Here is a 21,696-nt window from a genome sequence, read left to right as displayed (position 1 = left end):
TGTATGTTCGTTCATAAGCGCCTCCTGTTTTTGCAAATGCTCAGTTTAATCATCCGTCTTAGTATGGAATGGGAAGCGGAAAATAATCCCCGGACGACTCCCCCAAAAGTGAAGCAAACCTTCGAAGCATATGCCGATTAGCGAACTTTCTTTAACGTTCAAAAGAGCCCTTCCGGCGTTGCCGAAAAAGCTCTTCTTGCTTAAGTGACTAAGCTATTGGTTTATACTTCCATAATAATGGGCAGGATCATCGGCCTTCTTCTGGTTTGTTCATATAGGAAACGTCCAAGTGCATCTTTCACATGAGTTTTCAGCGATGCCCATTCATTGACATTCTCGCTCATCAGCTTGTTTAACGTGCCGGTCACGATCCGGTTCGCTTCATCCAGCAGCCCTTCGGATTCCCGGACATAGACGAACCCTCTCGAAATAATATCAGGCCCGGAGAGAATCGTACCGTCCTGCTTGCTCAAAGTCACTACGACAACCAGGATTCCGTCCTGGGAAAGCAGCTTCCTGTCGCGCAGAACAATATTCCCTACGTCGCCGACGCCCAATCCGTCGATCAAGACATTGCCTGCCTGTACCTTGGCGCCTTTGCGGGCCGCTCCTCCCTGGATTTCTACAGTGTCGCCGTTATCAAGGATGAAAATATCCTCTTTGGCAACGCCGACGGATTCAGCCAGCAGCGCGTGCATTCGCAGCATACGGTATTCCCCGTGGATCGGGATGAAAAACTTTGGCTTCATGATGTTCAGCATCAGTTTCAGCTCTTCCTGGCTTCCGTGCCCTGATACGTGAACACCTGTGATCGAGCCTGGGCCATAGATTACATTGGCGCCGATTCTCATCAATTCATCCACCGTACGTCCGACATACCGCTCATTTCCCGGAATCGGGGTTGCCGCAATAATTACGGTGTCGCCGGGCAGAATATCCACCTTACGGTGTGTAGAGCGGGCCATCCGGGTCAGCGCGGACATAGGTTCGCCCTGGCTTCCTGTAGACAGTATTGCCACGCGGTCCGCCGCCATTCGATTGACTTCCTCGGGCTCCACCAGCATACCGTCCGGAATGTTCAAATAACCCAATTCCGAAGCGATGCCGACCACGTTAACCATGCTTCTTCCGATAACGGTCAGCTTCCTGCGTGTCGCTACACAAGCGTCGATAACCTGCTGAATCCTGTGAATGTTGGAAGCGAATGTGGCTATAATAACGCGTTGTTTAGCTTTACGGAATACATTCTCTATCTCGACCCCAACGCCGCGTTCAGATCCTGTATGTCCGGCACGCTCCGCATTCGTGCTGTCAGACAGCAGAGCCAAAACGCCTTTTTTACCGATTTCCGCCATCCGGTGAAGGTCTGCATATTGCTCGTTTACCGGAGTCTGGTCGAATTTGAAGTCCCCCGTATGAACGATGTTTCCTTCCGGTGTTTCCAGGCAGACTCCCACCGAATCGGGGATACTGTGGTTCGTCTTAAAAAATGTCGCTGTAATCGTTCCAAGCTTGATTTCCGAATCAGCGTTAATGAGTATCCGCTTAGTTTCTCCCAGCAGGTTGGCTTCCTTCAGCTTGGTCTCGATGAGCCCTAAAGTCAGCTTGGTGCCGTACACCGGAACGTTCAGCGATTTTAACACATAAGGCAAGCCGCCGATGTGGTCCTCATGACCGTGTGTGATGAGGATTCCCCTTACTTTATCACGATTCTCCGTTAGATAGGAAATATCTGGGATTACGATGTCAATCCCCAGCATATCCTCCTCAGGAAATTTCAACCCGCTATCCACGACAACGATATCATTAGCATATTGAATCACATACATATTTTTACCGATCTCACCCACGCCGCCAAGGGCAAAGATCGTAACTTTCTCTATATTCTTCTTTGACAAAACTATTCCTCCTTAATTAAATTGACGACGATCTCCTTATGAACTAAACCAATGAGATACCGCACTAGTCACTTGCCATCATTATACATGAAAAAAAACACCAATTACAAGTTACCCCGGAATCAAAGGTGCAAATCAATGCCGACACTCAAACCATGAACGTAGATAATAATATTCCCAAAAAAAGAAAACCGATGCCATATGAGCATCGGTAATTGCGTCCGAGGGCATTGCCTTCTAAACTCCTGCATAACAAAGCGATGTGACATCATATCAGCTTAGTGCTAAAGCAAGCCGCGGATGAACTCGGCTTCCTGTTCCGTCGCACCTACCAGGGGCAGGCGCACGCCCCCCGCATTCTGTCCTTTTAACGACAGGGCGTATTTGATCGGCGCCGGGCTCGGGAACGCGAACATCCCTTTGAACACCGGAAGCAGACGCCCGTTCAGTTGTGCCGCCTCCGCCACTCTGCCGGAAGTAAAAGCATCCATCATCTGTTTCATTTCTCGTCCGATGACGTGGCTGGTGACACTGACAACGCCGTGTCCCCCGATCGCAAGCACAGGCAGCGTCAACGAATCGTCTCCGCTGTACAGCAGAAACCCTTCCGGCGCGCCGGCAATAATCTCCGTCATCTGGCCCAGGTCCCCGCTCGCTTCTTTAACCGACACGACATTGGCAATTTGCGCCAATCTTAACACGGTTTCCGAGCTGATGTTGGAAGCCGTCCTGCCAGGGACGTTGTACAGCATAACGGGCAGTGAAACGGACTCCGCAACGGTTTTGAAATGCCGGTACAAGCCCTCCTGCGTCGGACGGTTATAATAAGGCGCCACCAATAATAGCCCGTCCACGCCGAGCTTTTCCGCAGCTTGCGAAAGGTGAATGGAATGCGCCGTATTGTTGCTTCCTGTGCCGGCAATGATTTTGCATCTTCCGGCGGCATGTTTGACCGCTTCCTCGAAACACTGAAGCTTCTCTTCGTCGGACAGAGTGGGCGATTCGCCGGTTGTACCGCAGATTACAAGCGCATCGCTGGCCTGCTCTTCGACCAAATAATCGATAATGGCTCTGTATTGTTCCCAGTTAATCTGCAAGTTTTCGTCAAAAGGGGTCACCATTGCTGTAACTATTCTTCCGAAATCCATTGCTTATCCTCCTAATGCTTGCTTTTTCATATCGCTGCAGGACGTTACTTGCTCAGATTAAACTGCTTATGCAGCGCTCTGACCGCCTTGACCATGTCGTCTTCATGGACCAATACCCATATGGTCGTATTCGAGTCCGCCGATTGAAGGATAGAGATTCCCTCTTCCGTGAGCGACTCCACTATCCGGGCCATAATGCCGGGAACACCGTTCATCCCGCCTCCAATGACGGAAACTTTGGCGCAATGCTCCAGCGTCTCAGGCTGAAAGCCCAGTTCTCTCAAAATGCCAACCGCGCGCTCCGATTCATGGTCGAATACGGTGTAGACGACACCGGAAGGATTGACATTTATGAAATCCACGCTGATCCTGTTCTGGGCCATCGCTTTAAACACTTGCAGCTGCAGGTCGTATTGGTCCGGCTCCGCGGTCACCCGCACCTGCGTCACATGGGCATAATGGGCGATCCCGGTGACAAAACGGTCCTGGATCTCCCCGCTGCCTCTTCCGAGCGCATCGGTATGAGTGACCAAGGTTCCTTCGCCTTTGGAAAAAGTGGACCTTACGCGCACGGGGACATTCGCCAGCATGGCGATTTCCACTGCTCTGGGGTGGATCACTTTGGCTCCGGAATGCGCCATGTTGCAAATCTCGGCAAAAGAAACATGGGACAAAGGCTTGGCGTCTTCGACGATACGAGGATCCGCTGTCAGAATCCCGTCAACGTCCGTGAAGATTTCCACCATCTCGGCCTTCAGCGCAGCTCCTAAAGCCGTTGCGGACGTATCGCTTCCTCCGCGTCCCAGCGTAGTCAAGTCATTACCGTTGGTTATTCCCTGAAAACCGGTTACGACAACGACGTTTCCCCGCTCCAGCTCTTCTTCAATCCGGCCCGGCTGAATGGACTGGATCTGAGCGGCGCCAAAACTATCGTTGGTAAAGATCCCCGCCTGGGCTCCCGTAAAAGCTACCGCAGGGATCGAACGGGAGTTCAATTGGCTGCACAACACCGCGGCGGAAATCGTCTCACCGCAGCCAAGAAGCATATCCTTTTCTCTTGCAGGCAGACTGTTTCCATTGTTTGCGATCAGGTCAAGCAGTGTATCCGTTGCATAGGGCTCACCTTTTCTTCCCATAGCCGATACGACGACGACAAGTTTATATTCATGTTTAAGGGCGTCTGAAATATGTTCGATGACGTGTTCTCTGGCTTTGGCAGTGGAAAGGGAGGTGCCTCCAAATTTTTGCACCAAGATGCGCACACTTTGTTCCTCCCTTATTGCTTTTAGTAAGCTGGTGCTCCGAAAAAGCTCCCGCTGCCGGCAACCTTTCCCGAGAATCTTCTGTATGAAATTACTGCTCTAGTGCAATATATTCGGCGATCTGCACAGCGTTCCATGCAGCGCCTTTTAATAAATTGTCGGATACGATCCACATGTTCAGCGCACGCGGATTGTTCAAATCGCGGCGCAGACGCCCGACGAACGTGTCATTCTTGCCTGCCGCTTCCGCAGCGAGCGGATATACCTGCTCCTGAGGGTTATCCTGCAGGACGATTCCCGGGGCCTCGGCAAGCAGCCGTTTCACTTCCTCCAGGTCAAAATCTTCATTCAATTCCACATACACCGATTCCGAATGTCCGTATACTACAGGAATTCTTACGCAGGTAGCGGTGACCTGGATATTGTCGTCCCCCATGATCTTCTTCGTTTCACGGATCATCTTCATCTCTTCCAACGTAAAGCCGTTATCCTGGAACTTGTCGATCTGGGGAATCGCGTTGAAAGCGATTTGGTGCTTCACCGTCAGAGAGCCGACCGGCAGGATTTGAGGATCGACCTCGGTACCGTCGAGGACTGCTCTGGATTGTCTTTTCAGCTCCTCGATCGCCTTGGTTCCGGCTCCGGATACGGCCTGGTAAGTGGACACGATGATTTTGGAAATGCCAAAGCGGTCGTAAAGAGGCTTTAACGCGGCAACCATTTGAATGGTGGAGCAGTTCGGATTGGCTATAATGCCCTTATGTTCGTTAATTTTGTCGATATTGACTTCCGGCACAATCAGCGGAGTTTCCGGATCCATGCGGAACGCGTTCGTGTTATCAATGCACACCGCACCGTGTGAAACCGCATGCGGAGCAAGCTCTTGGCTGACAGAGCCCCCTGCGCTGAAGAGGGCGATGTCTATTCCCTTGAAACTGTCCGCCGCAGCTTCTTCCACTACGATATCCTTGCCTTTAAAAGGAATCTTCGTACCCGCGGATCTGGCGGAAGATAGAAGCTTAAGCTGCTGGATCGGAAAATTCCTTTCCTCCAGGAGACGGATGATTTGTTCCCCTACTGCGCCGGTTGCTCCGACAACTGCAACGTTAAACAATTTTTGATCGGACACGATGGCCTCTCCCCTTATTCTGAAAAAATTCGGTAGCTTGATCTAAGTATATTTGCAGAAAGCTCCTACAAGAACGCGAGGGACGCTGCAGCGTTTTCTCCCGGGCGCCATTATAGAAGCTGTCTCTGGCAAGGTGATATGTGAAAAATAATGCCGGTACGGGAAGCCCTTTAATATTGGAACCTTTCAATTAACACAGGCTGAAGCTGATTGCCCTCAAGCGCCGCTTCACAAGTTTCCACGACCAGATCCATTCGTGCGACCAGCGAGTTGGGCTTAGCCGCAGGCGCGTCTTGGCCGAAAGGAACAAAATAAATGTTCTTCGTAATAAGCAGCTTCGCAATATTCATGGAATTCAATCCCAGACCGTCATTCGTTGAAATCGCGAGCACCAAAGGCCTTCCATTCCGCAGCTGAGCCTTGGCGGCCATCAGGACGGGACTTTCCGTCATGGCATTGGCCAATTTGGAGGTTGTGTTGCCTGTGCACGGCGCAATGACCATAACATCAAGCAGCTTGGAGGGACCCAGCGGTTCTGCGTCCACTATTGAGGCAATAATGTCGTTCCCGGTTATATCCTTCAGCTGTTTCTGCCAATCGGCAGCTTTGCCGAAACGGGTGTCCGTCGTCATGACGGTGTTCGAGATGATAGGCACTACTTTGGCCCCCGCATCCACAAATCTCTGGATTTGCGGCATGACTTCCTCCAAGGTGCAGTGCGATCCGGTTAAAGCATAGCCTACAGTTCTTCCCTGCCAATTCATTCCACATTTCTCCCCTTCTTCACATCTTCGAGAACCAGTTGACTTAACGTATTGGCTATAATACGTCCAGCGCTTTTGGGTGCGACGATGCCGGGTAGACCGGGCGCGAGAATAGCTTTGACGCCTCTCTTCTCGGCAAAACGGAAGTCCGTTCCGCCTGGCTTGGAGGCCAAATCTATGATCACGGCGCGGTGTGGAATATTGGTAATAATCTGTGCTGTGACTATCATAGTCGGAATCGTATTAAAAAGCAAGTCAATATTGGACACGTTCTCGTACAGATTTTTCGTATAAAACGGCTTAAAACCCATCTCCCAGGCGCGTGCGTAATCCTCCGGTTTCCGCAGTCCAACCTTTACGTTGGCCCCAAGCCCCAACAGCGCGCGAGCCATCGTAATTCCTGTCCGGCCAAATCCGAGCACCATACATTGTGAACCGTGTATCGTTATATCCGTGTTCTGGATCGCCATCATAATGGCGCCTTCCGCTGTAGGAATGGAGTTGTAGATGGCCACGTCGTCCCGGTCAAAAAGTTCGACCAGCTCGATGGCAGTCTCGGCGCAGAGCCTCTTTAAATAAGGCTTCGCCATCCCGGTATATACCTTGGCATGCTTGGGAAGCGACTGGATAAGCTCCTCCGTCAGAATGATTTCCTCTTGCGAAAAAATCGAATCGACTCTGCCTTCATCATCCGTCCCGACAGCCGGCAGAAATACGGCGTCCATGCGGGATAGAACCTCCGCCGTCAGTTTCGTTTTGGTGGTACCCGTATACTGGTTCTGCAGATTGTCGAATCCGATCAGCGAAATGGAAGCGTCCAGCTCCGAAAATTTTTGTATCACTTCCAGCTGCCTGGCGTCCCCGCCAATGAACGCCACATGAACTTCGGTAAGCATAAAATTCTGTACTCCTTTCCCGAGGCCGTTATCACCGTTCGAGTAAGATCGTCATCGTCAACGCGTACAGTTATCCTATGCAGCCGCCCAAGGCGAGGTTACAGCTAAGGTTACATCCCGGCTCACTAAATTTCTTTTATGTAAAAAAAGACCGGGCACCGTCCTGCAAACGGCGATCGGTCGTATGATCTTCTTTATTACTGCCTGCCTGTATGTCCAAATCCTCCGGCGCCTCTCTCCGTATCCGTCAATTCCTCCGCCTCGCTGAGTTCAACGGCGGGAACCACGGCGAACACCATCTGGGCGATGCGCTCGTTGCGGCTGATTGTAAAGGGCTCCTGGCCCAGGTTTACCAAAAGCACCTTAACTTCTCCTCTGTAGTCCGAATCGATCGTACCCGGCGTATTCAGGCACGTGATTCCATGCTTTAGCGCAAGTCCGCTTCTCGGCCGGATCTGCGCTTCCAGCTGCGGGGGCATGCTCATCGCAAATCCCGCTGGAATCAATCTTCTTTGGCCGGGCTCAAGAGTCACCGGCTCCGTTACGGCAGCATGGATGTCAAATCCGCTGGCCGCCTCGGACATTTTACGCGGCAGAGGCACATCCTCATTGCCTGGAAGCCGTTTAATTCGAACCGGATACGACAAGCTGATCCCTCCTGAAATCCGCAATCGCTTTGTCGGATTGGCCGACCATCGCCGCTGCGAACGGCTGCGAGAACAGCTTGTTCGTCATCTCCCGGATATGCTCCATCTGCACTCTCTCGATCCGCGCAATGAGTTCGTCCAGCGTAAAGTGCTTTCCTAACATCAGCTCATTTTTGCCTATACGGTTCATCCGGCTGCCGGTGCTTTCGAGACTCAGGATCAAGCTGCCTTTCAGTTGCTCTTTCCCTTTCTTTAATTCCGCGTCGGTGATCCCTTTGGCGATAATCTCCTGGAGCATCTCCATCGTTACCTTCAGCACCTCCTCTGTCTGCTTGGGAGCCGTGCCTGTATAGATCGTAAACAAACCGCTGTCCAGATGGGAAGAATGATAGGAATACACCGAGTACGCGAGACCCCGTTTCTCCCTGATTTCCTGGAATAGCCTTGAGCTCATTCCGCCGCCGACGATATTGTTAAACAGTATCATGGCATACAAGTTGTCGTCCTTAAGTGAAAGACCCGGCAAAGACAAGCAAATATGATTCTGCTCCGTCTTCTTGGAGTGGAACTCCAGCTCGCTCAGAAACTCGGGCTCTTCCAGCAGGGAAGGCTCCCCCTTCACTTGAAAACCGCTGAAATGCCGCTCGATCAATTCCTTCACGCTGTCATCGATATTCCCCGCAATCGCGATCACTGTGGTATCCACGGTATAATGCCCGCTCATATACCTGCGCAGGTCCTCAGGACCGAAAGAATTCAGAACCGGTTCCGTCCCCAAAATGGAATATCCCAGGGAATGCTGGCCGTAAGCCGCTTTGGAGAGCAGGTCGTGCACCAGGTCGTCCGGAGTGTCCTCATACATCGAAATTTCTTCCAATATCACGTTGCGCTCTTTTTCCAAATCCTCCGCGTCCAGCCGGCTGTTGAAAAACATATCCGCTAGCACATCCACGGCAATCGGCAGATGCTCGTCCAGCACCTTGCAGTAATAACATGTATATTCTTTAGACGTGAACGCATTGACATTACCTCCGATGCCGTCGAATACCTCCGCGATATCTTTAGCCGAATAGCGTTCCGTCCCTTTAAATAGCATATGCTCGATAAAATGAGAGATTCCGTTCTGTGCGGCATGCTCATTTCTGGAGCCCGTTTTCACCCAGATTCCAAACGACACCGAACGGCATGTCGGAATAGGTTCCATGATAACCCTTAACCCGTTGGATAGTTCATATTTGATCAACAAGGGTTCCTCCTCAAGTCTATTTTCAAAGCGACTCCGCAAAAAACGATGAAATTCCACGAAATTCGATTCTTATGTATAATATCAAAAAGCGTTCGTTGTCTCAACTGCGGGAATCCTGTCGGATGAGAGCGCCTCGCTTACGGTACCCAAAGCAAGCCCTTTTTGCTTGATCGTACGGATCATCCCTTTTAAGGCGGCGCTTGCGGAATCCGTCGGATGCATCAAGATCAGTGCTCCCGGCTCGGTCTGCCTGGATATCTTCTGCACTATGGAGTCCGGGCTGGGATGCTTCCAGTCCACCGTGTCAACGGTCCACAAGACCGTCGTCAGCTTCAACTCGTGGGCGATCTGCACCGTCTCCTCATTAAAGTCGCCCGATGGCGGTGCGAACAGCGTATTCCTCACTCCCAACCCGGTGAGCAGCTTCTCGGTTTTTAATATTTCCTGCACCGCCCTCTCCCTGCTGATTCGGCTCATGTTTTTATGGGAATAGGCGTGGTTGGAAAGCTCGTGCCCCCGCTTCGCGATTTCCAGCGCCATCTCTTTATTTTGGCTTAACCAGCTTCCGTCCAAAAAGAAAGTGCATCGCACGTTCTCTTCTTCCAGCGTTTTTAAAATCGATGGCAGGTATTCATTGCCCCAGGCCACATTTATCATAATGGAAGCTATTTTCTTCTCGGGATTTGCCCGATAGACCGGCTGCGCCCCAAGATCCTTCAAAACAATGGACGGGGGAACTTCCTTCATGATATAAGTGATAGGTTCCGCGGCAGGCTTCTGCATAGCGAGCTTCCATGTCTTTTCCACATCCACTTCCAATCCGTTGTAACCAGGGATCGCTTTCCATACCCGGTCGATCCTCGCGTCAACAGCCGGGATTTTCCTTTTTGAAGCTTCCTCCTTGATTTGTTGCAAAAGCTTCTGCTCGTCCACTTTCGTTCTTGCGTTTTGGGCAAAGGTTACTGCGGCCGCGTCGATCTGGAACGGTTCGGACAACACGGCGTGCTCGGTTTGTTTTTTAATATGGCCGATGAAGCTCTGCATGCTGGGCGATTGATTGAGTGCCGCCAGCAGGGCCGCCGAAGACAACGCTAGCCCCCATAACTTCGAGTATTTCATGGTTACCTCCCTAACCGCAATCGTTAACGATACATATGAGGGAAAGGACAAGTTTAGACCATAAAAAAGCTCCTGACACCCCGCTTCACAAAGTGAAGCAAAGCTCCGGAGCCAATTGCCTTATTATTGCATTAAAAAAGAAACAGATTTCTCTGTCTCTTTCAGTGTTTTATTTTATTGAGCCGGAACTTGGGGAGCAAGAGCGGCCTTGCGGGAAAGGTTAACTCTGCCCTGCTGGTCAATCTCCGTTACTTTTACTGTGATCGTATCCCCTACAGCTACGACGTCTTCCACTTTGGCTACACGTTCGGTGGACAGCTGGGAAATGTGGACCAGTCCTTCTTTACCCGGCAAAATTTCCACGAAAGCGCCAAATTTCTCGACACGCTTGACCGTACCCAGGTAAGTCTCGCCTACTACCACTTCCTTCACGATGCCTTCGATGATCGATTTCGCTTTCTCGTTCATTTCAGCGTTGGAAGAAGCGATGAAAACGCGGCCGTCCTGCTCGATGTCGATCTTTACTCCGGTTTCCTCAATGATCTTATTGATAATTTTACCGCCTGCGCCAATGACTTCGCGGATTTTGTCGGGATTGATGTGCATGGTCAGAATCTTCGGCGCATAAGGTGAAAGCGCGGATTTCGGTTCCTGGATGCGGCTGAGCATTTTGTTAAGGATGAACATTCTGCCTTCTTTGGCCTGGGCCAGAGACTGAGCCAGAATATCCCTGTTAATGCCGTCGATTTTGATATCCATCTGCAGGGCGGTAACCCCTTCCGCGGTACCTGCCACTTTAAAGTCCATATCCCCGAGATGGTCTTCCATCCCTTGAATGTCGCTTAAAATCGTATAATGCTCGCCTTCTTTGATCAGGCCCATCGCGATTCCCGCAACCGGAGCCTTAATCGGAACGCCCGCATCCATCATCGCCAGAGTGCTGGCACAGATGCTGGCCTGCGAAGTGGAACCGTTGGACTCAAGAACCTCGGAAACAAGGCGGATCGTATAAGGAAAATCGGTTTCGGACGGAATCACCGGCTCGAGCGCTCTTTCCCCCAACGCGCCATGGCCGATTTCGCGGCGGCCCGGCGGGCGGAGCGGTCTCGCTTCCCCGACGCTGAACGGAGGAAAGTTGTAATGATGCATAAAGCGCTTGGTTTCTTCCAGATCGAGACCGTCGAGGATTTGCACGTCGCCAAGCGCGCCTAGGGTACAGACGCTCAGAGCCTGGGTCTGTCCGCGCGTAAACAATCCGGAGCCGTGAGTGCGCGGCAGCAGGTTAATATCGCATTCGATAGGGCGGATTTCGTCAATCTTCCTTCCGTCCGGTCTCACTTTGTCCACTGTAATCAGACGGCGGACTTCGTCTTTAACAATATCGTACAGAGCTTCTTTAACGTCCTTAAGCTTCTCGGGCTCCTCGGCATAGACTGCCGTAAAATGCTCGACCGCTTCGGAGTTGATGGCGTCAATCGCTTCGGCGCGCGCCTGCTTCTCGGCGATGCTGACGGCTTCCTGCAGCCTGGCCGCTGCAAAGCCGCGCACTTCGCGGTTGACATCGGCGTCGACTTCATGCAGCCTTACTTCCATCTTCGGTCTGCCGGCTTCATGGACAAACTCCTCCTGAACCGCGACGATTTTGCGGATTTCGTCGTGCCCGAACATGATCGCTTCCAGCATCACTTCTTCGGGGACTTCCTTTGCGCCCGCTTCCACCATCATGATGGCATCCTTTGTCCCTGCCACTACCAGGTGGATGTCGCTCGCTTCAGCTTGGACTGTGGTCGGATTAATTACGAATTGCCCGTCGACACGGCCTACAATGACGCCGCCTACAGGTCCGTCAAACGGAACGTCGGAAATGCTTAACGCGGCCGATACGCCGATCATGGCGGTGATTTCGGGAGGACATTCCTGGTCTACGCTCATGACCATGGCAACGACCTGAACGTCGTTGCGGAAGCCTTCCGGGAACAGCGGGCGAATCGGGCGGTCGGTGAGACGGCTGGCGAGAATCGCTTTTTCGCTGGGTCTGCCTTCTCTTTTAATGAATCCGCCCGGGATTTTCCCAACGGAATACAATCTTTCCTCGTAATTTACGGTGAGCGGGAAGAAATCCAGATCCTTTGGCTCGGATGAAGCGGTTACCGTACATAATACCGCGGTGTCCCCGTATTTGGCCATCACCGCACCGTTAGCCTGCTTGGCCAGGCGCCCCGTTTCCAGAATGAGCGGGCGGCCTCCCAATTCCATTTGCACTCTTTTCTCCATATGTACCTCCTAGTAGCATGCTGATAAAAGCTATAGCTGCAGACGAGCTTAATTATAAAAATAAATTCTCACACTTATCTCCCGTCTCAAGGGTAACCGGCCGGTGCCGTCTGCCAAAGTCCGCGCCAATTGTCCGGATGATTAAGGGCATTAAGTATAGAGCCCGGACGGCGGCACTTTCTTAACCATGGAAAGTAAGCGGCTTGCGTCGTCCATCTAAAGACATATTCTGCATAATAGACAGTATTTCCTTCTTTTGCGGATTAATTAACCCTGCATTCCATTTTTCTTTCATAACAGGAAAAAAGCAACCAGCTGTAGATGCCTGGCCCGGTTCGGGACCTGCACCAACATACAACATGGTTGCCTTTAGCATCTGATTTATCTGCGCAGACCAAGCTTTTCAATTAACGCGCTGTAACGCTTAACGTCTTTGTTCTTCAAATACGCAAGCAGCTTACGGCGTTGACCTACCATCTTCAAAAGACCACGGCGGGAATGATGATCCTTCTTGTGCTCTTTCAAGTGGTTAGTCAAGTTAACGATGTTCTCCGAAAGGATAGCCACTTGTACTTCCGGAGAGCCAGTATCCGTATCGTGTACCTTATGCTCTTCGATCAACTGATTTTTACGTTCCTGTGTCAATGACATCCCAGTCACCTCCTGAATTTTTTTGATCCCTGAAAATCCCCTTCAGCCCAGAGTAAGCCGGTGATAGCTACAATCCATGCCGAGGTTCTGTCGAACAGCGGAAAGCTCCACTGACAACGAAAAATAGTATATCATACATCCGGTAGAAAAGTAAATGCCATTTCAGTTTCCGGCAAGAATCTGTCGGGCCTGCTCCGCATCCCGCCGGATTTGGGCGACCAGCTCGTCGACGGAATGAAATTTCTGCTCTTTGCGAAGATGAGAAACCAATTCGACCGTCAGCATTTTACCGTACATATCCCCCTCAAAATCAAACAGATGGACCTCGTAAGTACGGTGCAGCCCGCCGCCGAAAGTCGGTTTGAAGCCGATGTTCATCACTGCATTATAGCGTGCTCCGTCGACCGCAGCCCGTACGGCGTATACGCCATTTGCAGGTGTGACGTACCCCTCGCCGGGCTGCATGTTGGCGGTCGGAAAACCGATCGTTCTGCCTCTGCGGTCTCCGGTCACTACAATGCCCGATAATTGATAAGGACGGCCCATATAAGCTTGCGCGAGCTCCACATGGCCTTCTTCCAGAAAAGAACGTATAGAGGTTGAACTCACTTTGCGGTCCGCGATCTGATAAGGCCGAACGATTTCCACCTCGAACAGTCCCGACGCCAAGCGCTCCATCGTATCGGCTTTTCCCTCCCCTTTGTAGCCAAAGGTGAAATCGAATCCGATTACGGCTGTTCTCACATGAAGAGGAACCATGACCTCCTGCACGAATTTCTGCGGTGAAACCCTCATCAGTTTCTCGTTGAAAGCGACAACGTAACTATAATCCACACCGAGAGATTTAAAGATAGACAGTTTGTCTTCCAGAGGAGTGAGCCCCTGCTGGTACCGATCCTGGCCAAGTACGGTCCTTGGATGCGGATCGAACGTCATGATTGAGGCGGGAACTCCAAGCTGACGTGCACGATCCAAAGCGGTGCGAATCACCTGTTGATGTCCAAGGTGTACTCCGTCGAAATCTCCGATCGCCATCACCTGGGAAGCCGGAACATGCTCCAATACGGAAGCTGCCGGGGGGTATGCCATATGGATAACCTGCATGATTAACGTTCACCTGCAATTCTTAATCAAGCAGCCTATCTGTTTCACAAGAAAACTTTATTAGGCTGCAGTGTTTGTAGTTCGGAGTTCCATTCAAAAACACCAATAAACTTGTTCTCATGCGTATATACTCTGGCGTTCATTGTGGAAGTCCGCCCGGAACCGGCGGATTGGGCTTGTGCAACATCAGATGCACGCGCTTCCGGCCTCGTCACATTCATAACCTTGCGGCCGTGCAGAGCATGAACGCTTTGCGTTTCTGTCAACTGAATCCTGGGCAGATGCCGGATCGCGATGTCCATCGGAATCAGTTCATCCTGCAGTTTTCCTGACTGCTGAAGCTCCTCGATCCGCTCAAAGGTCAAGCACTGCCGCCGGGTGATCGAACCTGTCGATGTGCGGACCAAGTCAGCCATCACCGCGGGGTATCCGAGCATCTTGCCGATGTCCGTACACAAGGTGCGAATATAAGTGCCTTTGGAGCAGCATACCCGAAAACGGATTTCCGGATGCGCCTTGTCCAGATTGGCTTCGAGCAGTTCGATTTCATGAATGGTCACTGTCCGTGATTTGCGTTCCACCTGTTCGCCCTGCCTCGCAAGCTCGTACAGCCTCTTGCCGTCCACTTTGACTGCGGAATACATAGGAGGCACCTGCTCAATGTCCCCGGTGAAAGAACCAAGTGTTTCGGATAACCGCTCCGCTGATACATCGGCGCGGTCCACTTCCGAAATGACCGTTCCTGTCATGTCTTCGGTGTCTGTAGCCAGTCCTATAATCATACGAGCCTCGTACTCTTTCGGCAGCTCCTGAATATATTCTACCAGACGCGTAGCGCGGCCGATACACAAAGGAAGGACACCGGTCACCTGCGGATCCAGTGTTCCCGTATGTCCAATCCTTTTGTTGCGGGTAATTCCTCTTACTTTGGCAACTACATCGTGGGACGTGAAGCCTTTGGGCTTCCAAACGGGCAGCACTCCCTCAAGCTCCGGCTTCATGCAGCGACTTCCCTACTTCCTGTACCATCTTGCGGACCGCCTCTTCGAGAGTTCCCGTAAGCGTGCAGCCAGCCGCTTTCACATGGCCGCCGCCGCCCAGCGATTTCGCGATCTGCGCCACATCGACTTTACCCGCTGAACGAAGGCTGACTTTAACCGTCCTGTCGTCCCTCTGCTTGAACAGCAGACCGACTTCCACGCCTTCGATATTCCGTGGATAATTGACCAGCCCGTCCAAATCTTCGTTGGAAACCCCGGTTTCGGCGATATCCTGAGTGGAAACGCAGATCCACGCAATTTCGCCCGACTCATCCAACGATAGAGTAGCGAGTGCTTTGCGGATCATGGACACTTGGCCGAAGGTCAGTTTCTCAAGCACGGTTTCGGCGATCGAGCTACCCTGCACTCCTTCGGCGAGCAGCTCCGAGGCGATCGCCATGACCTTGGCCGTTGTGTTGGAATACCGGAAACCGCCTGTATCTGTGAGCAGACCCGTGTACAAGCTTGTGCTAAGCTCAGGTGAAAGCTCGACTTCCAGCTCATGCGCTAAATCATACAAGATTTCCACGGTGGCGGCGGCGTCCGGTTGAATAAGCTGTACCGTGCCGAAGCCGTCGTTGGTGGGATGATGGTCGATGTTCAAAAGCTCCGCATCATCGTCAAAGCATTCGCTGACCTGCCCGATCCGCGAAAAATCGGCGCAGTCCACCGAGATTACATGCTTGTACTTGCGTGCAGGCACATGAGTCGAATAATTCCGCACCTCGGTATAACCCCATAAAAAATCGAACTTCGCCGGCAAACTGCCTTCATTGAACATAATGAAGTTTTTGCCCAGGGAATGGAGCAGCCAGCCTACCGCAGACGTTGAGCTGGCTGCATCTCCGTCCGGAGAGATGTGGGATACTACCAGATAGTCGTCATGCTGCAGAATGAACTGTTTCGACGCCTTTAATTGGGCTGCATAAGATAAATTTACGCTCATGGACTCACTCTTCCCCATCGTTGATTTGATGGAGAAGCTTTTGAATATGGCTGCCATAATCGATGGAAGCGTCGAACTTGAACTGCAGCTCGGGAGTGACGCGAAGACGGACGCGTTTGGACAATTCCGATCGGATAAAGCCCTTTGCGCGGTCCAGCGATTTGAGCGTTTCCGACTTCTGTTCGTCCGTTCCCAGCACGCTTAAAAATACTTTGGCCTGCGACAAATCATTGGTCACATCTACACCGGTGACGGTGATAAATCCGATTCTCGGGTCTTTCAGTTCTGTCTGAAGAATGGTGCTCAGCTCTTTCTTAATCTGTTCGCCTACTCTTCCCACACGTATTTTCGCCATTCAAATTCACCTCTCAACGGTTTCCATGACGAACGCTTCAATAATATCTCCCTCTTTGAGATCATTGTAACGTTCAAGCGTGATCCCGCATTCGTAGCCTTGGGCCACTTCTTTCACGTCGTCCTTGAATCTCTTGAGCGTATCCAGCTTGCCTTCGAAAATGACGATTCCGCCGCGGATCACTCGGGCTTCCGCATTACGGGTTATTTTGCCTGAAGTGACCATACAGCCCGCGATGGTGCCCACTTTGGAGATTTTAAAGATATTTCTAACTTCAGCATGCCCTATGACATTTTCTTTATATACAGGATCGAGCATTCCTTTCATGGCGGACTCGATCTCTTCGATCACCTTGTAAATAATGCTGTGTTGGCGGATGTCGACCTTCTCCTGCTCGGCGGTTTGTTTGGCCGCAGGCTCAGGGCGCACGTTAAAGCCGATAATGATCGCATTGGAAGCCGATGCCAGAATAATATCGGATTCCGTGATCGCGCCTACACCGGTATGGATGATTTTGACGCGGACGCCTTCCACGTTGATTTTCTCCAAGGAGCCTTTCAACGCTTCGACCGAGCCCTGTACGTCCCCTTTGATGATAACGAACAGGTCTTTCATTTCGCCTTCTTTAATATGCTTATACAAGTCATCCAGAGTAACGCGCGAATTCGTGCCAAGCTCGGCCTGCCTTGCAGTAATCGAGCGCTTCTCGGCGATGTCTCTCGCCTTGCGCTCTTCTTCGAATACAATGAACAAATCTCCGGCTTGAGGAACTTCCGTTAATCCAGTGATCTCTATCGGAGTGGACGGACCTGCGTCTTTCAGGCGTTTGCCTTTGTCATTGACCATTGCCCTTACACGCCCGAAGGATGTGCCGGCAACGAATACGTCGCCGATCTGCAGCGTACCTTGCTGCACCAATACGCGGGCTACCGGTCCGCGGCCTTTGTCCAGCTCGGCTTCGATGACCGTTCCTCTGGCGAGACGGTTAGGGTTCGCTTTCAGTTCCTGCACCTCTGCAACGAGAAGGATCATCTCGAGCAGGTTATCCAAACCGATGCGCTGCTTCGCAGACAGGTTGACGAAGATGGTATCTCCGCCCCACTCTTCCGGAACCAGCTCGTACTCGGTCAATTCCTGCTTGATTTTGTCCGGATTCGCTTCAGGCTTGTCGATTTTGTTAACGGCGATAATAATCGGCACCTTGGCCGCCTTCGCGTGAGAAATCGCCTCCACGGTTTGGGGCATGACACCGTCGTCCGCCGCAACCACGATAATCGCGATATCGGTCACTTGGGCTCCCCGTGCGCGCATGGTCGTAAACGCGGCGTGGCCCGGTGTATCCAGGAAGGTGATTTTCTTGCCGTGTGTCTCCACTTGGTAGGCGCCGATATGCTGGGTGATTCCGCCCGCTTCGCCTTCAGTCACGTTCGTGTGGCGAATCGCGTCGAGCAGAGTTGTCTTACCGTGGTCGACGTGTCCCATGATCGTTACGACCGGAGGCCGCTCTTCCAGGTTCGCTTCATCTTCCACTTCGGCTTCAAGCTCGAAAGGATCCTGCTCGACCGGCAGCTTCAGTTCGACTTCCACCTTGTATTCTTCGGCCAGCAGTTGAATCGCGTCAAGATCCAGCTCTTGGTTGATCGTAGCCATGACGCCGAGGAACAATAGCTTCTTGATGACTTCGGAAGCGTCTTTATGGAGAAGCTTCGCCAATTCACCTACCGTCATATTGCCGCGGACGATGATTTTCTTCGGCGTATTGTCGATCTTTTCTTTCTTTTGCGGCTCCTGCTGGTAACGGCCTCTGTTATTCTTGTTATGCGGTCTGTTGTTATTGCCGCGGTTTCCGCCCGGCTTGTTGTCGTCGAAACGTTTACCGCCGCCGACAGTAGTCGGCTTCGCTTTCTTGCTTGGCACCGGCTTGCCTTTGCTGATCGTCAAATCGTCCATATCCTCCGCGATCGCCGGAGTCGGTTTTTCACTATAAACGGCAGGAGCCGCATTATTGCGGTTACCCGCCTCAAGAGGCCTGCGGTCACCGGGACGCGACCCGTTGTTCGGACGGTTCTGGTTACCTTGGCCGCCTGGGCGATTCTGTGCGCCGGAGCCGCCGCCCGGGCGGTTCTGGTTTTGTCCCTGCGGGCGGCCCGATTGGCCCGATTGGCCCGACTGCCCATAAGATCCCCGGTTGCCCTGGCTGTTTCCTTGGTTCTGCGGGCGGCTGCCCTGCTGGTTTCTGTTATCTCCGCGATGCTGCCCTTGTCCGCCGCCTTGCCCTTGCGTTCTGTTCTGGCCGCCGCCCTGTCCGGATCCCGATTGCTGCGGTCGTCCGGAGTCCTGGCGTTTCACAGGTTCCTCCGTCCGTTTCGCCGGCCCGGGTGTAGTTTGCTGGGTTTGTGGTGATTTCATGTTGTTCAAATCGCTCGGTTTCCTCTCTTCTGCAGCCCTGCTTGACACAGCCAGCTTCTCGCCCGCGGATGGCGCACTGCCCTCGCCGCCCGATCTCTTGGCTGCCGCATTCGCTTTAATATCCCGAAAGAATCTTTCAACAGCGTCCACCGCTTCGTTCTCCATTACGCTCATGTGATTGTTTACGGGAATGTTTAATCTCTTTAATATCGTAATAATTTCTTTGGAGCTCATATTTAAATTTTTAGCATACTCGTAAACTCTTAATTTATCTTTGCTTTCCTGTTTACTCAATACCTTTCACCTCCGCAGGTTATACCTGACACTTCTGCAGCATCTGGGCAAATCCCGTATCCGTGACACCGATGACCACCCGCTCGGCTTTGCCAATCGAAGCGCCCAACTCGGCCCGGCTGAATACCTCCAATATAGGGACATTGTAGTAGGAGCATTTGTCCCGGAATTTCTTCTTGGTATTGTCGGAAGCGTCCTCAGCGATAACAACCAGCTTTGCTTCTCCCGACCGGACTTCCTTCAGAACGCTCTCATCTCCGGTGACGAGCTTTCCCGCGCGCATCGATAATCCTAAATACGAAAGGAATTTATTGTTCATCGCTCAGCTCTTCTTTAGCCGCATTGAATTCGTCCTCTACCCGGATAAAATCTTGCTCAAGCGTGTCGTAAATCTCGGAGCTTACCCCACGCCCCAGAGCCCGGTCGAGAGCTTTGCTCTTTTTGGCGAGCTTGAAGCAGGATACTTTCCCGCACAAGTAAGCCCCGCGGCCGGATTTTTTTCCGGTCAAATCGATCAAAATTTGATCCTCAGGCGTCTTCACGACCCGGATCAATTCTTTCTTGGGCATCATTTGTTGGCAGGCAACGCATTTGCGGAGAGGAATCTTTCTTGGTCTCATGCCGTCACCTCTTTAATCGATGCTGACCGAATCTTGGTGCATCTCTTCCATGTGCGTCTTGGGCCTGCCGTATTCCAGTTCCGCCTGCGTTTCGCTCTTGATATCTATCTTCCACCCGGTCAGCTTGGCGGCCAATCTGGCATTCTGTCCCTTGATCCCGATCGCCAGGGAAAGCTGGTAATCCGGCACGATGACGCGGGCCATTTTTTCGTTCGCGAAAACGTTCACTTCAAGCACTTTGGACGGGCTCAGCGCATTGGCGACATACTCTTCTACGCTGTCCATCCAGCGGACGATATCGATTTTCTCGCCTCTCAGTTCATTCACAATCGTCTGCACTCGCAGTCCCTTAGGTCCCACGCAAGAACCGACCGGATCGACTTCCGGGTTTCTCGAATGAACCGCCAGCTTCGAACGGAAGCCTGCTTCTCTAGCCACGGCACGGATTTCAACGACACCGTCAAAAATCTCGGGCACCTCGAGCTCGAACAGCCGCTTCAGCAAGCCGGGATGGGTCCGGGACAAAATAATCTGCGGCCCCTTCGTCGTATTCTCGACTTTCGTGATAAAGGCTTTGACCCGATCGCCGTGCTTGAACTTGTCCGTCGGCATCAATTCATTGAGCGGCAGCACCGCTTCCACCTTGCCCAAGTCGATGAAAACGCTGCGCTGGTCCTGGCGCTGCACGATTCCTGTCACGATATCTTCCTCTTTATCGATAAAAGCGTTATAAATCAAGCCTCTTTCCGCTTCGCGGATGCGCTGCGTCACCACCTGCTTGGCAGTTTGCGCCGCGATGCGGCCGAAGTCTCTGGGAGTCACTTCTATCTCTACGATATCGTCAAGCTGGTAATTGCCGTTGATTTCGCGAGCCGCGTGCAGAGAGATTTCAAGGCGCGGATCCAGCACATCCTCCGTCACCGTCTTGCGGGCGTAGACTCGAATCACTCCGGTCTGGCGGTTGATGTCGACTCTCACGTTCTGCGCGGTATTGAAGTTCCTTTTATAACTGGAAATGAGAGCCGCTTCGATCGCATCGATCAGAATCTCCTTGGCAATGCCTTTTTCTCTTTCAATGTCGTTTAAAGCTTCGATAAAATCGCTGTTCATGGGAACACTGCTCCCCCTTTCTTAAAATCCCCGTTAAAATACGATCGCCAACCTGGCGCCGGCCACCTTGGAGGTCGGAATAATGTGCTTCTTTTTCTTCAATGTAACCATCGTCATTTCTTCCTCGTTGTAAGACAGCAGCGTACCTTCGAATTCTTTCGCCCCATCCACCGGTTCGTATGTAGTCAGGAACACATTCTGTCCTACTGCTTTGACAAAATCCTGAGGCTTCTTCAGCGGGCGTTCAGCCCCCGGCGAGGACACTTCCAAAAAATAGGCCTGGGGAATCGGATCCTTCTCGTCCAGGCGTGCACTCAGAAATTCGCTCACCCGGCCGCAGTCGTCAATATCTATGCCTCCGTCTTTATCGACATAAACACGTAAAAACCAATTGCTGCCTTCTTTGACAAATTCCACATCGACGAGCTCAAACCCGTTCTCGCTGAGATAAGGCGCAACCATTTCTTCAACTGTCGATTGTATTTGTGCAGAACTCAAGTGCCAACCCCCTTCTGGAATCGTTGTTGGATTATAGTTGGTATACTAAGCGGACTGCCTCATGCTTCATAAGGCCAAAAGGCTATATTAAAATGTAAAGAGTGGGTTGCCCCACTCTCTGATCACGGTAGATATCATCATTATTACCAAAAAATATTATAACATAACCACCTTCAACCATTCAAGAAAAACATTGAGCACCAGGGCAAAGCTTGGAAGCTTCACTTTTCTCAGCAATATTGCTTTCGGGCTCCCCGCAAAGTACCAGAAATAAACTTTGAAGCTT

At 51.8% G+C, this 21,696-nt stretch carries 21 protein-coding genes; all 21 read right to left on the bottom strand.

Features of this window, described 5'->3' with window-relative positions:
- Positions 1 to 221: 221 nt before the first annotated feature.
- The 21 genes from ACZ5N7_RS04170 to rimP all read right to left on the bottom strand — a co-directional run bounded on the left by ACZ5N7_RS04170 (position 222) and on the right by rimP (position 21,410).
- The gene (locus tag ACZ5N7_RS04170) at positions 222 to 1,898 is read right to left on the bottom strand and encodes a ribonuclease J (RefSeq protein WP_464657677.1); all 1,677 of its coding nucleotides are present in this window, start codon (positions 1,896 to 1,898) and stop codon (positions 222 to 224) included.
- A gap of 284 nt (positions 1,899 to 2,182) precedes the next feature.
- Positions 2,183 to 3,046: a 4-hydroxy-tetrahydrodipicolinate synthase gene (gene dapA, locus ACZ5N7_RS04165; RefSeq protein WP_464657676.1), complete on the bottom strand. Its 864-nt coding sequence runs from the start codon at positions 3,044 to 3,046 to the stop codon at positions 2,183 to 2,185.
- 44 nt (positions 3,047 to 3,090) lie between these two features.
- The gene (gene dapG, locus ACZ5N7_RS04160; protein ID WP_464657674.1) at positions 3,091 to 4,308 is read right to left on the bottom strand and encodes an aspartate kinase; all 1,218 of its coding nucleotides are present in this window, start codon (positions 4,306 to 4,308) and stop codon (positions 3,091 to 3,093) included.
- A 91-nt stretch (positions 4,309 to 4,399) separates the two neighbouring features.
- Positions 4,400 to 5,437 (bottom strand): aspartate-semialdehyde dehydrogenase, encoded by a 1,038-nt coding sequence (locus ACZ5N7_RS04155; protein ID WP_464657672.1) that lies wholly within the window; start codon positions 5,435 to 5,437, stop codon positions 4,400 to 4,402.
- A 170-nt stretch (positions 5,438 to 5,607) separates the two neighbouring features.
- Entirely contained in the window at positions 5,608 to 6,201 is a 594-nt protein-coding gene (locus ACZ5N7_RS04150) for a dipicolinate synthase subunit B (RefSeq protein ID WP_464657670.1), read from the bottom strand.
- Complete coding sequence (dpsA, locus tag ACZ5N7_RS04145) at positions 6,198 to 7,097, bottom strand: dipicolinate synthase subunit DpsA (RefSeq protein ID WP_464657668.1); 900 nt, start codon at positions 7,095 to 7,097, stop codon at positions 6,198 to 6,200. Before dpsA ends, ACZ5N7_RS04150 begins: the two co-directional genes overlap by 4 nt.
- Before the next feature lie 197 nt (positions 7,098 to 7,294).
- Complete coding sequence (gene dut / locus ACZ5N7_RS04140) at positions 7,295 to 7,744, bottom strand: dUTP diphosphatase (protein ID WP_464657666.1); 450 nt, start codon at positions 7,742 to 7,744, stop codon at positions 7,295 to 7,297.
- Complete coding sequence (locus ACZ5N7_RS04135; RefSeq protein ID WP_464657664.1) at positions 7,722 to 8,987, bottom strand: M16 family metallopeptidase; 1,266 nt, start codon at positions 8,985 to 8,987, stop codon at positions 7,722 to 7,724. The genes dut and ACZ5N7_RS04135 overlap by 23 nt, the downstream gene beginning before the upstream one ends.
- 84 nt (positions 8,988 to 9,071) lie before the next feature.
- Positions 9,072 to 10,109 (bottom strand): polysaccharide deacetylase family protein, encoded by a 1,038-nt coding sequence (locus ACZ5N7_RS04130; protein ID WP_464657663.1) that lies wholly within the window; start codon positions 10,107 to 10,109, stop codon positions 9,072 to 9,074.
- Positions 10,110 to 10,283: 174 nt separating this feature from the next.
- The gene (gene pnp / locus ACZ5N7_RS04125) at positions 10,284 to 12,383 is read right to left on the bottom strand and encodes a polyribonucleotide nucleotidyltransferase (protein WP_464657662.1); all 2,100 of its coding nucleotides are present in this window, start codon (positions 12,381 to 12,383) and stop codon (positions 10,284 to 10,286) included.
- 181 nt (positions 12,384 to 12,564) lie between these two features.
- Positions 12,565 to 12,759, bottom strand: coding sequence for a hypothetical protein (locus ACZ5N7_RS04120; protein WP_464657660.1), 195 nt, complete (start codon positions 12,757 to 12,759; stop codon positions 12,565 to 12,567).
- 5 nt (positions 12,760 to 12,764) lie between these two features.
- Positions 12,765 to 13,034: a 30S ribosomal protein S15 gene (gene rpsO / locus ACZ5N7_RS04115; protein WP_464657658.1), complete on the bottom strand. Its 270-nt coding sequence runs from the start codon at positions 13,032 to 13,034 to the stop codon at positions 12,765 to 12,767.
- A gap of 162 nt (positions 13,035 to 13,196) precedes the next feature.
- Positions 13,197 to 14,138: a bifunctional riboflavin kinase/FAD synthetase gene (locus tag ACZ5N7_RS04110; RefSeq protein ID WP_464657657.1), complete on the bottom strand. Its 942-nt coding sequence runs from the start codon at positions 14,136 to 14,138 to the stop codon at positions 13,197 to 13,199.
- Between the two features lie 44 nt (positions 14,139 to 14,182).
- Positions 14,183 to 15,139 (bottom strand): tRNA pseudouridine(55) synthase TruB, encoded by a 957-nt coding sequence (truB, locus tag ACZ5N7_RS04105; protein WP_464657655.1) that lies wholly within the window; start codon positions 15,137 to 15,139, stop codon positions 14,183 to 14,185.
- Positions 15,123 to 16,124: a DHH family phosphoesterase gene (locus ACZ5N7_RS04100; protein WP_464657653.1), complete on the bottom strand. Its 1,002-nt coding sequence runs from the start codon at positions 16,122 to 16,124 to the stop codon at positions 15,123 to 15,125. Before ACZ5N7_RS04100 ends, truB begins: the two co-directional genes overlap by 17 nt.
- A gap of 4 nt (positions 16,125 to 16,128) precedes the next feature.
- Positions 16,129 to 16,479, bottom strand: coding sequence for a 30S ribosome-binding factor RbfA (rbfA, locus tag ACZ5N7_RS04095; RefSeq protein WP_464657651.1), 351 nt, complete (start codon positions 16,477 to 16,479; stop codon positions 16,129 to 16,131).
- A 6-nt stretch (positions 16,480 to 16,485) separates the two neighbouring features.
- Positions 16,486 to 19,182 carry a translation initiation factor IF-2 gene (infB, locus tag ACZ5N7_RS04090; RefSeq protein WP_464657650.1) on the bottom strand — a complete coding sequence of 899 codons (2,697 nt, stop codon included), beginning with the start codon at positions 19,180 to 19,182 and terminating at the stop codon, positions 16,486 to 16,488.
- Between the two features lie 19 nt (positions 19,183 to 19,201).
- Positions 19,202 to 19,501, bottom strand: coding sequence for a YlxQ family RNA-binding protein (locus tag ACZ5N7_RS04085; protein WP_464657648.1), 300 nt, complete (start codon positions 19,499 to 19,501; stop codon positions 19,202 to 19,204).
- Positions 19,491 to 19,802, bottom strand: coding sequence for an RNase P modulator RnpM (gene rnpM, locus ACZ5N7_RS04080; protein ID WP_464657646.1), 312 nt, complete (start codon positions 19,800 to 19,802; stop codon positions 19,491 to 19,493). Before rnpM ends, ACZ5N7_RS04085 begins: the two co-directional genes overlap by 11 nt.
- A 12-nt stretch (positions 19,803 to 19,814) precedes the next feature.
- Positions 19,815 to 20,912 carry a transcription termination factor NusA gene (gene nusA / locus ACZ5N7_RS04075; RefSeq protein ID WP_464657645.1) on the bottom strand — a complete coding sequence of 366 codons (1,098 nt, stop codon included), beginning with the start codon at positions 20,910 to 20,912 and terminating at the stop codon, positions 19,815 to 19,817.
- 33 nt (positions 20,913 to 20,945) lie between these two features.
- Positions 20,946 to 21,410, bottom strand: coding sequence for a ribosome maturation factor RimP (rimP, locus tag ACZ5N7_RS04070; protein WP_464657643.1), 465 nt, complete (start codon positions 21,408 to 21,410; stop codon positions 20,946 to 20,948).
- Positions 21,411 to 21,696 lie beyond the last annotated feature (286 nt).

Source organism: Paenibacillus sp. JCM 18996, assembly GCF_055392555.1.
The sequence above is the reverse complement of the archived record's forward strand: the minus strand, read 5'-3'. Positions and strand labels throughout refer to the sequence as shown.